Annotated in this window: 9 protein-coding genes; 7 read left to right on the forward strand and 2 right to left on the reverse strand. The window is 75.5% G+C overall.

The features are described from left to right. The first annotated feature begins 157 nt into the window (after positions 1 to 157). A complete protein-coding gene (locus JE024_RS34815; RefSeq protein ID WP_205377853.1) occupies positions 158 to 4,702 on the forward strand; it encodes a HEAT repeat domain-containing protein in 4,545 nt (1,514 codons plus the stop codon). Positions 4,703 to 4,723: 21 nt separating this feature from the next. Here JE024_RS34815 and JE024_RS34820 read toward each other — a convergent pair whose 3' ends face one another. Next, positions 4,724 to 6,232: a DUF4246 domain-containing protein gene (locus JE024_RS34820; protein ID WP_205377854.1), complete on the reverse strand. Its 1,509-nt coding sequence runs from the start codon at positions 6,230 to 6,232 to the stop codon at positions 4,724 to 4,726. Between the two features lie 213 nt (positions 6,233 to 6,445). On the opposite strand from JE024_RS34820, the gene lanKC reads away from it, so the two are divergent. The 4 genes from lanKC (at position 6,446) to JE024_RS34840 (ending at position 13,189) form a co-directional block, all read left to right on the forward strand. Next, positions 6,446 to 9,142 (forward strand): class III lanthionine synthetase LanKC, encoded by a 2,697-nt coding sequence (lanKC, locus tag JE024_RS34825; protein WP_205377855.1) that lies wholly within the window; start codon positions 6,446 to 6,448, stop codon positions 9,140 to 9,142. Beyond that, a complete protein-coding gene (ramS, locus tag JE024_RS34830) occupies positions 9,139 to 9,267 on the forward strand; it encodes a mycelium formation morphogenetic lantipeptide SapB (protein WP_015037662.1) in 129 nt (42 codons plus the stop codon). Before lanKC ends, ramS begins: the two co-directional genes overlap by 4 nt. A gap of 203 nt (positions 9,268 to 9,470) precedes the next feature. Further along, positions 9,471 to 11,345 (forward strand): ATP-binding cassette domain-containing protein, encoded by a 1,875-nt coding sequence (locus JE024_RS34835; protein WP_205377856.1) that lies wholly within the window; start codon positions 9,471 to 9,473, stop codon positions 11,343 to 11,345. A 131-nt stretch (positions 11,346 to 11,476) separates the two neighbouring features. Next, on the forward strand, positions 11,477 to 13,189 hold the full coding sequence (locus tag JE024_RS34840) for an ATP-binding cassette domain-containing protein (RefSeq protein ID WP_244883628.1): 1,713 nt from the start codon (positions 11,477 to 11,479) through the stop codon (positions 13,187 to 13,189). A gap of 10 nt (positions 13,190 to 13,199) precedes the next feature. Here the strand turns inward: JE024_RS34840 and JE024_RS34845 are convergent, their stop codons facing one another. Beyond that, positions 13,200 to 13,790: a helix-turn-helix transcriptional regulator gene (locus JE024_RS34845; protein ID WP_205377857.1), complete on the reverse strand. Its 591-nt coding sequence runs from the start codon at positions 13,788 to 13,790 to the stop codon at positions 13,200 to 13,202. Between the two features lie 373 nt (positions 13,791 to 14,163). On the opposite strand from JE024_RS34845, the gene JE024_RS34850 reads away from it, so the two are divergent. Continuing rightward, complete coding sequence (locus JE024_RS34850; RefSeq protein ID WP_205377858.1) at positions 14,164 to 15,348, forward strand: pyridoxal-phosphate dependent enzyme; 1,185 nt, start codon at positions 14,164 to 14,166, stop codon at positions 15,346 to 15,348. Next, on the forward strand, positions 15,345 to 16,049 hold the full coding sequence (locus JE024_RS34855; RefSeq protein WP_205377859.1) for a helix-turn-helix transcriptional regulator: 705 nt from the start codon (positions 15,345 to 15,347) through the stop codon (positions 16,047 to 16,049). The genes JE024_RS34850 and JE024_RS34855 overlap by 4 nt, the downstream gene beginning before the upstream one ends. The last annotated feature ends 61 nt before the right edge of the window (positions 16,050 to 16,110 follow it).

The raw sequence follows: 16,110 nt of genomic DNA on the forward strand, positions 1-16,110 counted from the left end.
ACCGCCGTCACCGTCCGGACGGCGGTCCGGATCAGCGTCCGGACCACCGGCCGGCGTGCCGCCGGGCGAGTCCGTGGCCGGCCCGCATGGCAGCATCCTCGCTCCCGCCCCTGAAACACATGTGCGTGCCCACGGGACCGGACCCTACGATCGCGGGATGATCACCTGCGCGGACACCACCCCGGCCCCGTCCGCCCGCCCTGCCCGCACGCGAGCGCCCGCGAGTGCCGAAGAGGCCCTGGAGCGGGCGCGGTCCGGGGTGATCGACGGGTGGCCGGAGTGGGACCCGGAGGTGCTCGCGCCGGTGGTGCGGGCGGCGCTGCTCGGCGCGGAGACGGCCCGTGACCCGCGTGCGCTGCGCGGTGCGGACCGGGGCGAGCCGCTGTACCAGGCCGTGCGCGGCATCGAAGCCGGCGAGGCCGACCGACTCCCGGAGCTCGTCACGGCACTGGCCGGCACGGACGACCCGGTGCTGGAGGGCGAAGCACTGCGGCTGGCCCGGGCCGGACTCCATGCCCTCGTGCTCACGCCCCGGTTCGTCCGCGGCGTGCTGACCGGTCTGCTGACCTCCCGGGCGGAGACCGTCGTGGCCGGCGCGCTCGATGAACTGGCCGCGCCCTGGGCCGCCTGCCTGCCCGCCGTCGAGCCCGCGGCCGGTCTGCTCCGTACCGCCGCCACGGCCGGATCCGCGCTCGCCGTCGCCGCCGCGCACGGAAACGGCTCCTTCCTGGGCCTGGCTGCCGCCGACCCCGAACTCCCGCCCGGTGTACGGCGCCGCGCCCTGGAACTGCTCGGAGAGACGGCCGACCGGAGCGACATCCCGGACCTCCTCGCGCTCGCCGCCGACGACCCCCTGCTGTTCGCCGGTCCGGCCGTGGACTGCCTGCGCGCCCTGCACCGGCGCGGACACTTCGTCGCCGGACCCGGAGCCCCGGCCGTCATCGATCTGGCGCTGGCCGACCACACCGTCCCGGCACGGACCGTGGCCACCATCCTCTGGACCACCCGGCACACCGTGCTCCGGCTGCTCCTGGACGCCGCCCCCGGCGACCTCTCCTGGCCGCGCCGGCTCGACCTGCTCGTGGCGCTGGCCGCCCAGGGCGATGGTGAACTGCCGGTCGCCGCGGGAATCGCGCGGCTGCTGCCCGCGGTGTCCGCACCCGCGCCCTTCCTGCGGGCCCTGCGGGAGCTGGGCGACCCCGGCACCGAGGACGCCGTACTCGCCGCCCTGCCGGTCGCCCCGGGCGCCTCGCTCCACGCGCTGGAGGCGGTGGGCGGCGCGCGGACCGTGCGCGTGCTGGCCCACGGCCTCGGCATCGCACCGGACGAGACCGACGCGTCCGCACCGCCCGCCGCCGGGTCGGGCGGTGCGGGCCTGCACCCCGAGCCGCCGCCGCCCGCCGCCGTCGCACCGCCGCCCGTCCCCACCGTCGCACCGCCGCTCCGCGCCCTGCGCGCACCGGCACTCGCCCTGCTGTGGCTGCTCGCCGACGACCCGGACCTGCGGCGTAGGATCCTCGCCCGGCTCGACCCGCTGCTGCTCCCGCCCCGGATCGCCGCCGACCTCGGCGGGCCCGACGCACGCGAACTCGCCGTCCTGGCCTCCCATCTGGACCCGGGCGACCCGCTCGACGCGCTGACCAGGCTGGCCGCGCACGGCGGTCCGGACGGCCTGCCCGTCCTCGCCGATCTCCTGCTGCGGGTCGCCGGAGCGTGCGTCGCGGCCCGTGCGGCGGGCCAGGGGCCGCCGGGCACCGGGGCATCCGGCCGCCCCGGCACCCGGGAATCCGGCGCGGCGGGCACCCCGGAACCCGTTTCGGCGGGCACGCGGACATCCCTTGCGGAGGGCGGCGGCGCGCGCGTCGCCGCACGCACGGCCGACCCCGAACCTGCCGTCCCCCAGGAGGCCGTGGACGCGCTGACGGCGCTCGGCCGACGGCTGTACGAGCGCGGCCGGATCCGGCCCCGGTGCCTGCTCGACGCTCCCGCCGCCACGGCCGCAGGGCACGCCTTCGCCGCCGACCTGGCCCTCGGGCTGGTCGAGCGGCCCGGCGTCACCGCGCCCGAGCAGGCGATCCTGCTGCGGATGGTCCGCGACCTGCCCGACGCCCCGCCCGGTCCGGTCCGGGCGCGGGTGCACCGGCTGCTGCGCCACCCGGACCGGCATGTACGCAAGCACGTCGTCGCGCTGCTCGCCCGGGACCCCGACGGCGTGGCGGCCCTCTCGGCCCGGCTGATCCGCCTGACCGGGTCTGCGGGGGACCCGCAGACCGTCCGGGCGACGGCCGCCGCCCTGGGCGAGGCGCGGGCCCGGTGGGCGTCCGACGCGCTCGCCGACTGCCTCACTCACCCCCACATGGAGGTGCGGAAGACGGCGGCCGGGGCGCTCGCCCGGGCCGGTACCCCACGGGCCGTGCCCGCCCTCCTGAACCGGCTGGGCCGCGACGACAATCCCGGACTGCGGACGCTGCTCGTCGCCGCCCTGCGGGCGCTGCTGGACGACGCCTTCCCGGCGACCGTCCGGGCCGCCGCCGAACAGGAGCCCGAGGGGCCGGTCCGCGACCGTCTGCTGGCCGCGCTGCCGACCGCCCCGGAGCCCCCCGACGCCGACGTGGCGCGGCTGGCCGATCACGGCTGGGACCCGGCGCCCGCCCTGCGCCTCGCCCGGCGCGCCACCGCCGAACCGGAGGACGGGCGGCGGCAGCTCGGCGAGCGGTTGCGCCCGCTGCGCGTGTACCTCGTGGACTGGCTCGACCTCGCCGCCGGCTCCGCCGAGGCCCGCCGGGCCGTGCTGCCCCTACTTCCCCTGCTCTGCCCCGAGCCGCGCGCGCCGCACGAACAGGCCGCGCTTGCGCGGGGCGTGCCCGTGCTGCTCGACGGCCTCGCCGAGGCGGCCGGGCAGGCGCGGGACGACCTGCTCGGCCTCCTGGAGGACGCCGCGACCCGGCTGCGGCCCGCGCTCGCCGCGTCCGTCGTCGCCGCGGTGCGCGTGGCGAGCCCCCGTGCGGCGGGACGGCGCTCGGCGCTGCGCCTGCTGCGCGCCTGCGGAGCGGTCGTCGGGCGCGCCGATCTCGACCGGGAGCTGGCCGCCGCCGGTCTCACCACCGAGCCGGACGCGGCCCGCGAACGCCTGCTCCACGAGGCGTTCGGGGTCGCGGCCGGACAGCCGGAGGTCGTGGCCGGACTGCCGGAGCAACCCGCGCAGGCCGACGACCGGACGCGACCCGCACACCGGGACGGACGGACACCGCAGGGCACCGCCGACCCGTCGCCGACCGCACCGCGCGCCGCGCGGGTGCGCGCGTGGCGGGACGGGCTGGCCGCCGCCGTCCGCGACACCGGCGACCTGGCCGCCTACCGTGCCGGTCACCCCTTCCCCGGCGGATCGCGCGCCCAGGTCGCCGCCCTCGCCGGCGCCCACCCCGACGCGACGCCGGCGGCCCGGACCGTGCTGATCGACTGGATGACGGACCTCCAGCCGCCGTGCGCGCCCGCCTGGACGCTCGGCGAGACGGCAGCGGCCCCGGCCGCACCGGCACGCACGGTGCGCGCCGACGACCTGGACCAGCCCCGCTCGGCCGCCCAGCGGGCCCGGCTGCTGGCCCTGCTGGCGTCGGACGACCGGGAGCGGCGTTCACGGGCCGCCGGCAACCTGCTGGGCGGGCCCGAGCCGGAGATCCGCGCGACGGTCCTCGACGCGTACCTGCGCGACAGCGTCGACCTGCCGGACCCGGGAGCCCTGCACACGGCGCTGGCCGAGTCGGGGCCGGCCGTCCACACCGCGGACGGCGCCCGTCCCGAACGTCTCGCCCTCCTGGCCGCGGGCCTTGTCGCGGCGGACGCCGACGCGCGCGGACCGTTCCTGCCGCTGCTGCTCCGCCTGTGGGAGACCGGCCCGCCCGACGCACGGGGGCACGCCGCCCGAGGACTGGCGAACGTGCCCGCAGACACCCTCGCCGAGCACCTGGAGCCCCGGATCACGGCCGGCGCGACCGGACTGCTGGACCTGCTCGCCGGCCGGCCCCTGCTGCGGACCCCCGCGCTGGCGCGGCTGCGCGAGCGGCATCCGCAAGCCCGCCTGCTGCTCGTCGACGGACCACTGCGCGGCCCGGAAGCCGCGGCGCGGGACGCCGCCGCGCTGCGGACGCTCCGTGACCGCGCCGCGCCCGCCGAAGCGCTCCGGCCGCCCACTACCGAGGAGTTGTTCGCCCTGGCACGCTCGGGCGAACCGAGACGGGTGCGCCGCGCTCTCACCCTGCTGACGGAGAACCCTGCAGGGATCGTGCCCCGGCAACTCGCTGACCTCCTCAGCGAGTTGCTGACCCACCCCAGGGCCGGCGTACGGCTCCACGCACACCGCGTCTCCCGGACGCTGCTCGACCGGGAGACCCACCTCGGGCTCACCGAAGTGCTGTTAAACGATTCCCAGCCGGACGTGGTGTGCCGGGCGGTCCGTGTTCTGGCGCAGGCCCGCCGGCAGTCCGCCGTTCCCGCGCTAGTGGCCCTGCTCGGCCACGGGCACGAGACGGTCCGCCGGGCCGCGGAGCTGGGGCTGCTGCGCTTCGGTCCGGCCGCCGTGCCGGCGCTGCGCCACGCCGCCGCCCGTGCCCGCCCGGACCGCCGCGTCCGCTACACGGATCTGCTGACCCGTGTGTCGTCCGCGCCCCCGGAACCCGGCCCGCCCGCACCCGCACCCTCCTGACCGGCACCGGTCAGTGTGCGTTCAGTGCTCGCAGAGCGAGAACTCCCGCTCGTAGAGCTGCTCGTTGTGTTCCCCGACGAAGAACTTGCGCTCCTTCATGAGCTGTTCGCGGTACTCCCCGGCCTGCTCCAGCGTCATGGTCGAGGTGTCGGACCACGGCTGCTGCGGTGGCACATCGGACGTCGACACGATCGTCCGCGACGGGTCGACCAGGAAGAACGCGAGTATCTTGCGGTGTCCCGCGCGCGCCGGGTCCTCCAGACGGAACGGACCCACGCGGTGCTGGAGCACATTGGGGAACGCCAGGCAGCGGCCCGCCGGGGTGGACGCCGCTCCGAGCACCTGGTTCAGCGCGCCCTCGTTCTCCAGGCCGTACACCTCACGCATACCGGTGCCGTCGTTCTGCTCGTAGGACGGCTCGTGGAGCGCGGTGCGGAAGCCGAGACGGCTCTCGGTGATGTTCTCGCTGTCCCAGTAGTAGATGCACGTCGAGACGATCCGCTCGTTCAGCATGCCCTCGACGTGCCAGGAACCCCCGGCGTACTCGGGCTTGTCCGGCGTGAGCTGAATCGTGGCGAGCTTGACGATGACCTGGAGCCGGCGCCCCCGCAGATCGACCCGCGCCGACGCGTCGGGCAGCTCGGGCGGTGTGAACTCCGGGGCGTCCGGGACGACCGGGCGACGTGTCTCCCACCAGGTGTCGTAGGTCGCTTCCCACGCCTCGACGGCCTCGGCGTGGGCCTCTTCGTCGCTGTACTCGGACTCGTCCGGAAACTCGGGCTCCGAGTCGTACCACCCGTAGGGATCCGCGGTGATGCGGGGAGCACGCGGATGGCGCAGATCGGTGAGCACGTTCTCCAGCAGCGGGCGCACCCGCGCGAACACGTCCGGCAGCACGGCCGCCAGCTCGCGATGAGCCTCGGGGCGGACGTTGTTGACGTACGAACGGAACACCACCTCGCCGTCCTCGCCGACATCGGCGTCCGTGGGCAGCCACTGGAACCGCTCCGAGAACTCGTGCTTCGAGTAGCGGTCCGTCGGATTCTCAAAAGCCTGCTCGGGCGCGCCCGTCACCTCCCTGACCAGGCAGAACAGCGAGGGATGCACCAGATCGAGCACCTGGCCGCCGGATCCGGGATGCCAGTCCCGTTCCTCCTCCGGCACCTCCTCCAGCACCCGGACCGCCGCGCGCAGCCGGGATCGGAGCCCGTCGTCTATCAGTGTGTCCGACTGCCACACCCCGTCGACGGCGGACACCTCCACACCGGTCGGTCCGTCACGCAGCGCGGCGTAGTGCGCCAACTCGGCGAGCACATGACGCACCTGCGCCTCGGTGAGGCCTTGGGCGACGGCCTCGCGCGTCCACCGGGCGACGATCTCGGCGTCGCGCATCTTGTCGAACCACCGGGGCTTCGCCCGGATGTGCGCGCTGCACTCCATCATCTGCAGTTCCCGCAGCGTCCGGGGCGATGCGAACGACAGGGAACGGGAAGCGCGGAAGGGCAGCGGAAACGCAGACAGGGCAGTCAATTCTCTTGATCCTCGCGGTCGGTCGAGCGGTGGCGGAAGCCTACGTCAGGCCACCGACACCACAACCGCGATGGCCGGAGCACGGCCGAGCGGGGCAGCGCCCCGCTCCCGGTTACCTGTGCGTAGCGCATGGGCGGAACGTGACAGCGGCGACTGTTCCGGCCCGGGCGGGCCGTGACAACGTCATGCCCGTCACCGACCGAGGGAGTGCGTGTGAACAAGGGGTACGCGGTCTTCTGCGACGCAGACCGTCACTTCTACGACGCCCCGCACCGCCTGGTGTTCGCCGGCGCCGCGGACGGATCCCTTTACCGCGCCGCCACCCTCCCCGTACCCGACGGCTGGACCAGCCACCGCACGGGCGACTGGCTCGCCCTGCGCCCCCTGGACCGGGCGCTGCCGTCCCAGGGCTGGAAGATCCACGTCTCGGCCGGGCTCGACGACGCGGAGGCGGTCCTCGATACCGTCCGCGAGCACTGCCTGCGGCACGGTGTCGCCTTCAAGTTCGTGCCGAGCCGGTACCTGTTGCACCAGCGCAACGCCAAGTACGCCGACCGCGCCGCGAGCGGCAAGTTCATCACGGTGTACCCGGCCGACGACGAGCAGTGCGAGCGCGTCGCCACCGACCTGGCCCACCTCCTCGACGGCCGGCCGGGCCCCTACATCCTCAGCGACCTGCGCTGGGGGAGCGGCCCCGTGCACCTGCGGTACGGCAGCTTCACCCGCCGCCACTGCTACGACGAGCACGGCACACTGCGGCCGGCGCTGGAGGACGGCACCGGCACCCTCGTGCCCGACGAGCGCGGTCCCGTCTTCCGCGTGCCCGACTGGGTGACCCCGCCCGCCTTCCTGCGGCCCCACCTCGACGCGCGGGCCGCCGTGACCGTGCGGGACATGCCGTACGAGATCGTCAAGGCCCTGCACTTCTCCAACGGCGGCGGCGTGTACGAGGCGAAGCACCGCGAGACCGGCCGGCGGGTCGTCCTCAAGGAGGCGCGCCCCTGGGCCGGGCTCGCGGCCGACGGCGCCGACGCCGTCACCCGGCTGCACCGCGAACGCACCGCGCTGGAACGGCTGGCGGGGCTCGCCTGCACGCCCGAGGTCCTGGACTTCTTCACGGTCGGCGAGCACCATTTCCTGGCGCTCGAATTCGTGGAGGGCAGGCCGCTCAACACCTTCTTCGCCCGAAGGCACCCGCTGATGGAGGCCGATCCGCCCGAGGACCGGCTGGCCGACTACACCGACTGGGCGCTGCGGATCCACGGGCTCGTCGAGCAGGCGGTGGCCGCGGTGCACGCCCGTGGCATCGTCTTCAACGACCTGCACCTGTTCAACATCATGGTGTCCGAGGACGAGTCCTCCGTCGTGCTGCTGGACTTCGAGGCGGCCCAGCCCGCCGAGCTGGGCGGTCGCCAGACGGTGGCCAACCCGGCGTTCGTCGCCCCGGCCGACCGGCGCGGCCCCGACGTGGACCGCTATGCGCTGGCGTGCCTGCGGATCGCCCTGTTCGTCCCGCTCACCAGCCTGTTCGCCGTGGACCGCGCGAAGGCCGCGCATCTGGCCCGGGTCGCGGCCGACCGGTTCCCCGTGCCACCCGGCTTCCTCGACGAGGCGGTACGCGAGATCACCCGCGATCCCGCCACCACCGCCGCCCCGGCGCACGGCGGCGTGCCCACCACCGCCACCACCAACGCCCCCTCGGACGCCGTCCGCTTCCCGCCCGAGGAACCGGGCGACTGGCCCCGCAGCCGCGACTCGATGGTGCGGGCGATCCTGGCTTCGGCGACACCCGCACGCGAGGACCGGTTCTTCCCCGGCGACATCGCCCAGTTCGCCGACGCCGGCGGCGGCATGTCCTTCGGCCACGGCACCGCGGGAGTCCTGTACGCCCTGCACGAGAGCGGCGCCGACCGCTGCCCGCCCGCGGAGGAGCGGCTCCTGGCGTACGCCCGGGCGCCGGAGTCCGGCACGCCGCTGGGCTTCTACGATGGGCTCGCCGGCATCGCCTGGACCCTCCAGCGGCTCGGGCACACGGCCGCCGCCCTCGACCTGGCCGAACTCGTCCTCGCGCAGGACCATGAGGCGCTCGCCCCCGACCTGCACGGCGGAACCGCCGGGATCGGGCTCGCCCTCGACGCCCTCGCCGCCGCCACCGGCGAGAGCACCCTCCGCGCGGCGGCCCTGCGGTGCGCCGAACTGACGGCCCGACCGCGCAGGCCCGTCCCCGCGCACACGGGGGAGACACGGGGGAGGCCGCGGACCGGCCTGCTCCACGGCGCGGCCGGCCGGGCCCTGCTGTACCTGCGGCTCCACGAGCGCACCCGGGACACCGCCCTGCTCGATCTGGCCGCCGAGGCGCTCCACGACGACCTCACCCGCTGCGTCCGCGGGATCTCCGGCACCCTGCAGGTGGACGAGGGCTGGCGCACCATGCCCTACCTGGGCGCCGGCAGCGTGGGCATCGGCATGGTGATCGACGACTTCCTCCACCACCGCCGCGACGAGGCCCTCGACACCGCCCGCCGCGACATCGTGCAGGCCGCCCAGGCCACCTTCTACGCCCAGCCCGGCCTCTTCCGCGGCGCCGCCGGCATGGTGCTCCATCTCGCACGCACCGACGCCGGCGGTCCCGGCACCGAGCCCGGCGACGTGCGCCGCCAGATCGGCTGCCTGTCCTGGCACGCGATGTCCTACCAGGGCCATCTCGCCTTCCCCGGCGAACAGATGATGCGCCTGTCCATGGACCTCGCCACCGGCACCGCCGGCGTCCTGCTGGTCCTCGCGGCAGCGCTGGGCGACCGCCCGGCCCACCTGCCCTTCCTCCCGCCGCTTCCGCGGCCCCATGAACCGGCCCCGCTCCAGGGGTCGTCCACAGCACCACCGTCCCCACAGGAAAGGAAACGATCATGAACCTGTTCGACCTGCAGTCGCTGGAGACCCCCAAGGACGAGGCCATCGGCGACGTCGAGACCGGCAGCCGCGCCAGCCTGCTCCTCTGCGGCGACAGCAGCCTCAGCGTGACCACCTGTAACTGATCCGGTCCCGCTCCGCGTCCTGCGGCCGTCATGCCGCAGGACGCGACGCCCGGTGCCCCGAAGCGACCCTTCGGGGCACCGGCCGTCCGGTCCGGGTGCGCACCCCGTCCGTCAGGACACGCGAAGTCCGCGGCTGCCAGAGACGCGACGCATGCGGCCGCCAGGACACGCGAAGCCCGCGGCCGACAGAAGAAAGGCATCGGATGGCCTCGCCGACCGGCTCCGACCCGCTTCTGCGCGGCGCCGTACGGCACACCGCCGGCAGCACGGCGCTGCTGCTGCTCTGCCAGGTCGCCGCGGCGGCCTGCTCGCTCGCCGTCCCCGCCGTCACCGGCAGGGCACTGGACCTGATGCTGAACCAGCGCCCGGGCGCCGGCGGCTGGCTGACCTGGGCCGCCGCGCTGATCGCCGCGGAGCTGGCGCTGGAGACCGCCGCGGTCCTGCTGACCCAGCTCACCAACGCGCGGGCCGCCGGCTGGATCCGCCACCGCGCCCTCACCGGCCTGCTCGGCACCACCGTCGACCGCGCCGCCCCTCTTCCCGGCGGGGACGTCGCCGCCCGCCTGTGCGTCAACGCGACGGACAGCGGCACCGCGCCTGCGGCCCTGGCGAACGCGGCCTCCTGCGTCCTGGTCCCCGTCGGCGCCCTCGTCGCACTGGCCCTCATCGACCCCTGGACCGCTGCCGTCTTCGTGGCCGGCCTGCCACTCCTCGTCCTGCTGCTGCGGACGTTCTCCCGCGACTCCTCGGACGCCGTCGACCGCTACCAGCAGGCGCAGGGCACCATCGCCGCCCGGCTCGCCGAGGCGCTGGACGGCTCGCAGACCATCGCCGCCGCCGGCACCGCACGGCGTGAACAGGAGCGCATCCTCGCGCCGCTCGCCGGCATGGCCCGGCACGGAACACACCTGTGGCTCGTCCACGGCCGGGCCGTGGCCCGCAGCGGCGTCCTGCTCCCGCTGCTCACCACGGCCGTCGTCGCGGTCGCGGGCAGCAGACTGGCCGCCGGCCAGGTCAGCGTGGGCGAACTGCTCGCCGCGTCCCGGTACGCCGCGCTGGCCGCGGGCATCGGAGGCATCGCGGCACCCCTCGGCACCCTCGTCCGCGCGCGCAGCGCCGCCCGCCGCACCGCGGAACTGGCCGATCTCCCGCCGATGTCCCACGGCGAGGCCTCCCTGCCCGCCGGCGGCACCGGCCGTCTGGAGCTGCGGGGCGTGCGGGTGGAGGGCGAGGGCGCCGCCCTGCTCACGGACGTCACCCTCACGATCGAGGGCGGCTCGACGGTCGCCGTGGTGGGACGCTCCGGGGCCGGCAAGTCCACCCTGGCCGCTGTCGCGGGCCGGCTCGCCGACCCCGACGCCGGAACCGTCCTGGTGGACGGAGTCGATGTGGCCTCCCTGACCCGCACCCGGTTGCGCGAGGCGATCGCCTACGCCTTCGCGCGGCCCGTCTTCGACGACGACGCCGGCGCCACCGTCCTCTCCGCGCTCGCCGCCGGTGCCGGTGCCGGAAGGGACCCCGCTCCCGGTTCCGGCGGGGACCCCGTCCCCGCCGCCCGGATCCACCGCGCCGCCCGCGCCGCGAGCGCCGACACCTTCATCCGCCTTCTGCCCCTCGGCTACGACACCCCACTCGCCGGCACCCCGCTCTCCGGCGGCGAGTACCAGCGCCTGGGCCTGGCACGGGCGTTCGCCGGCCAGGGGCGGCTGATCATCCTCGACGACGCGACCTCCAGCCTCGACACGGCCACCGAGCGGCAGGTCGAGCGCGCCCTGGCCACCGCACTGAGGCCCTGCACCAAACTGATCGTGGCCCACCGGGTGTCCACCGCGGCCCGGGCGGACCGCGTGATCTGGCTGGAGTCGGGCCGCGTGCGGCGCTGCGCACCGCACCACCTGCTGTGGCGGGACCCGGACTACCGCGCCGTCTTCCTGGCACAGCCCCCCGCACCGGCCGCGGGCCCGGGGGACCGGGGCGACACGGATCCCGCGCCGGCGCCGCCCCCGGCCCGGATCCCCGCCCGGCAGGCCGGCCCCGCCGAGTCCGCCGCCCTCGACGGCCCTCGGGAGGACCGGTGAACCCCGCGGCGCGACCGGTTCCGGCGACCCCGGACCCCGACCTGGGCCCGGGGCCCGCCGCCCCCCACGCCGACAAGCCCCACGCCGACAACCCCCGCTCCGGCGCCTCCCGCCGTGTCCGCGCCTCGGCCGTGCGCTTCCTGCGCCGCCGCGCAGCGGTCCTGGTCCGGCTGGCCGCCTGGTCCGCGGCCGAGTCCGCGCAGACCTTCCTCGGCGGCTGGTGCGTGGCCCGCTCCCTGGACGACGGCTTCCTGCGCGGAGCGCCGGCGACCGGCCTGCTCTGGCTCGGCGGCGCCGCCCTCGCCATCCTGCTCGGCGCGCCGGTCGTCCGCGGCGTCTTCGCCCAACTGCCCCTGCTCACCGAGCCGCTGCGCGACGCGCTCGTACGGCGTTCGGTGGTGCAGGCCCTCGCCACCGCCACCGCCGACACCACGGGCCGGGCCGTGGACGCGACGGCCGTGTCCCGGCTCACCAGCCAGACCGAGATCGCCCGGGACAGCTTCGCCGGCCTGGTGCTCGCCGCCCGGTCCTTCGTCTTCGTGGCCGCGGGAGCCCTGGCCGGCCTCGTGTCGCTCGCCCCCCAGTTCCTCCTCGTCGTTCTTCCGCCCCTGGTGCTGGGCCTCGCGCTGTTCACCGCATCCCTGCGGCCGATGGCACGGGCCCAGCACCGCTACCTCGACGCGGACGAGTACATCGGCCGCCGAGCGCAGACCACCCGCACCGCCCTGAGGGACATCGTCGCCTGCGGCACCCAGGAACCGGCCGACGCGCTCAACCGCCGTGCGATCGACGAGGCCGCCGCCGCCCAGCGTGCCCTGGCCTGCTGGGCGGCGGTGCGCACCCTCTGCGTGGCGACAGCGGGCCAGCTGCCGGTGCTCCTGCTGCTGGCCGCGACCCCCTGGCTCCTTGGCCAGGGCGTCACTGCGGGCGCCCTGGTGGGCGCACTCACCTACCTCCTCCAGGCGCTGCTCCCGGCGCTGCACACGCTGATGACCGTGCTCGGCACGGCGGGAGCCCGCCTGCTGGTGATCCTGGAGCGGCTCGCCGGCCCGCCGCCGCCCGAGGCCGAGCCCCTGACCACGCCCCGGCAGCCACCCGCCCCGGCCTCGGGGCATCGCCGCGCGGCCGCGGCGGTGGAGCTGCGCCGGGTGGAGGTCGCCTACGGTCCCGGGGCACGCGCCGTCCTGGACGGGCTGGACCTGACCGTCGAGGACGGCGAGCACCTCGCCGTCGTCGGCCCGAGCGGTATCGGCAAGTCCACCCTCCTGCGGGTCGCCGCGGGGCTGCTGACACCCGATCAGGGCGAGGTCCGGCTCTACGGCCGCCCCGTCGGGGACTGCCGCCCGTCGCACCTCGCGGCCCTGCGCGCACTGCTCCCGCAGGAGGCCTACGTCTTCACGGGCACCCTCCGCGACAACCTGCGCTATCTGCGGCCCGACGCCCGCCCGTCCGACGTCATGGCGACCGTGCGGGCCCTCGCCCTGGACCCGCTCGTCGACCGCCTCGGCGGACTCGACCGGCCCCTGCGGCCCGACGCGCTGTCCCTCGGCGAACGCCAGCTCGTCGCGCTGGGCCGCGCCCACCTCTGCGCGGCCCCGCTGCTGCTGCTCGACGAGGCCACCTGCCACACCGATCCCGTCGCCGAGGCCACCGCCGAACACGCCCTGCGCTCCCGCACCGGGACGGTGGTCGTCGTCGCCCACCGGCTGTCGTCCGCCCTGCGCGCGGACCGGGTGCTCGTCCTGGACGGCACCCGGGCACAGCACGGCACACACCGGGAACTGCTCGGCACGTCCGCCCTCTACCGCGACCTCGTGGGCCACTGGAACGACGCCCACGGCTGACCGGCAGGGGTCACGTCCACCCGGCGCCCTGCGCTATCCGGATCGCGTCCACCCGATTGCGCGCGCCGACCTTGCGTATGACGCTCGCCATGTAGTTGCGCACCGTGCCCTTGGACAGGTACAGCGTGGCGGCGATCTCGGCGACCGGCTCGCCCTTGGCGGCCAGCGCGAGAACACTCAGCTCACGCCGGGTCAGGGGCATCTCCGCCGCCTCCAGGAACTCCGCGGCGAGGGTGTCGTCGATGAAGCGGCCGCCCTCCGCCACCCGGCGCACCGCCTCCAGCAGGCGCCCCTTCGAGCCGTTCTTGTCGACGAAGCCCGTCGCCCCCGCCGCGTGCGCCCGGCGCAGCACTCCGGGCCGCTGCGCCGGGATCAGCGCCAGCAGAGCCGAACCCTCCGCCGCCGGGCAGGCGGCCGGCGCCGCCCCGGCGGGCGCCAGACACTCGGCGTCGACGACGTACACGTCCGGCGGGGCCCCCTCCGCCACCCCCTGAGGCCAGTGAGGCAGGGAGGAGACCACCCGTATCCCGCCCGACTCCAGCAGCTCCACGAGCGCGGCCCGCAGCAGGTGCGCCTCGTAGACCACCGTCACACGTACCATCCCCCACCCCTTCGACCCCCAGGTACATCCGTGACCGTGCGGCCACCTCACTCCTGTGCCCCTGCCGCTGTGCGTAGAACGTGCGATCAGGCGCATTGGGGGCGCATTGGGCGGGGGCGCGACCGGATCCGTTCGCTCGCCCCGACAGCCCCGCAGGCCGACGAACACCTCCGAACGCCTGAGCGGAGCGGGGAATGGCCGGATTTCTCGTGCCCTGCCCGGTCCGGCACCGCCGGCCGCGGCGGCGGACATGCCCGGACTTCTTGGATTAGTTGTCCAGACATGGAAATTGTATCTAGAATGGGAGGACCGAGTGTGCGCCGGGCCGCGTGACCGGGCGACCGCACGCTGAGCCGGGAGGAGCCGCAGGCACATGGACGACGAACAGCTCTCAGCCCCCACCGCACCCCACCTCCACGACCGGTCCGGGAAGCGCTACCCCCTGGACAGTCCCCGCTGGCGGGGGGAGGACGGGAGCCCCCTGGCCGTCGGTCCGCTGCCCGGCCTACGGCCCGAGCAGATCGACACCGCCGAACGGTCCCTGTGGCGCTACCACGCGGCCCTGCCCGTCCCGCTGTCCCACCGGGTGAGCCTGGGCGAGGGGTGCACGCCGATGGTCCGGACCGCCTGGGGCAGCCAGCACGTCCACTTCAAGCTGGAGTGGTTCAACCCGACCTCCAGCTTCAAGGACCGGGGCGTGTCGGTGATGATGTCCCACCTCGCGGCGCACGGCGCCGACCGCGTACTCGAGGACAGCTCGGGCAACGCCGGAGCCTCGGTGGCGGCCTACGCCGCAGCCGCGGGCGTCCGCGCCCGGATCATCGTGCCCGCCGCCACCTCCGCGGCCAAGATCCTCCAGGCCCGCGCCTACGGTGCCGAGATCGAACTGGTGGGCGGCACCCGCGACGAGGTCGCCGACGAGGCGGTCCGGCAGTCGAAGGAGATCCCCTACGCCAGCCACAACTGGCACCCCCTGTTCATCCAGGGCACCAAGACCGTCGCCTACGAGATGTGGGAGTCCCTCGGCTTCACCGCGCCCGACAACGTGGTCCTCGTGGCCGGCGCGGGCAGCAACGTCATCGGGTGCGACCTCGCCTTCGGCGAACTGCTCGGAGCCGGTCTGATCGACAGGCGCCCGCGCCTGTTCGTCGGACAGCCCGAGCACTGGGCGACCATCGCCGACACCGTCAACGGCATCGACCGGGCCGCCCGCGGCGATCGGGTGCCGACGATCGCCGAGGGCGCGTCCATCGCCCACCCCGTCCGGCTGCCCGAGGCGGTGGAGGCCGTCCGCCGCTCCGGCGGCGGCGCCTGCGCCGTCACCGAGGCGGAGATCCACGCCGCGGTCCGCGCCCTGAGCGCCCGGGGCCTGTACGCCGAACCGACCAGCGCCGTCGCGGCGGCGGCCCTCGACCGCTTCACCGCCTCCGGAGAGATCGCTCCCGGCGAGACGACCGTGGTCGTGCTCACCGGCGCGGGGCTGAAGTCCGCCGAGAAGATGGCCGCGGTGTTCGCCGAACACTCAGCCGTCCCCCGGGAACACGGCGGCGCCCGATGACGCACCCCACCGGCCGGCCCGACGACGGACACGCCCCCCGGCCCCCCGTGTCCCAGGACGCGCACCACGCGCCGGACGACGACGAGCACCTCCTGCGCGAAGCGGAACGGATCGCCGTCGCCGTCGGGCGCATGTTCCCCGGCCTGTGCGAAGTCGTCCTGCACGACCTGCGCCACCCCGGCAACGCCATCCGCGTCATCGAGAACAACCTGTCCGGGCGGCAGGTCGGCGACTCCGCGACCGAACTGGGCCTGCGCCGCATCGCCGACCCCGACTACCCCGGCGTCGTCCAGAACTACGGCAACCGGTTTCCCGACGGGCGCCCCGCCAAGAGCACCTCGATCGGCATCAAGAACGCCGAGGGCCGCTATGTCGCGGCGCTCTGCCTGAACCTCGACGTCAGCACACTGTCGCCGCTCGCCCTGACCCTGGCCAACCTCGTCGCCACGGAAGCCGGACGCCGGGGCGAGGCACTGGAAACACTGCGCGACCGCGGCGGACGCGAACTCCGCTCGGCCATCGACACCTTCGCCGCCGAGCGCTCCAGCACCCCGCGCGCCCTCCACCGCGACCAGAAGCGCGACCTGGTGCGGCGGCTGCACCACGACGGCTTCTTCGACACCCGAGGCTCCGCACAGCTGATCGCCGACCAGCTCGGGATCTCCCGGGCGACCGTCTACAACTACACGAAGGAGGCTTAGGGCCGCGCCCGTCTCCGGCGCCCGGTACGGGCGCCGGAGACGGGCGCGCTCACGCGCCCGA

The sequence above is a fragment of the Streptomyces zhihengii genome (genome assembly GCF_016919245.1).
In the GTDB taxonomy this organism is placed as follows: domain Bacteria; phylum Actinomycetota; class Actinomycetes; order Streptomycetales; family Streptomycetaceae; genus Streptomyces; species Streptomyces zhihengii.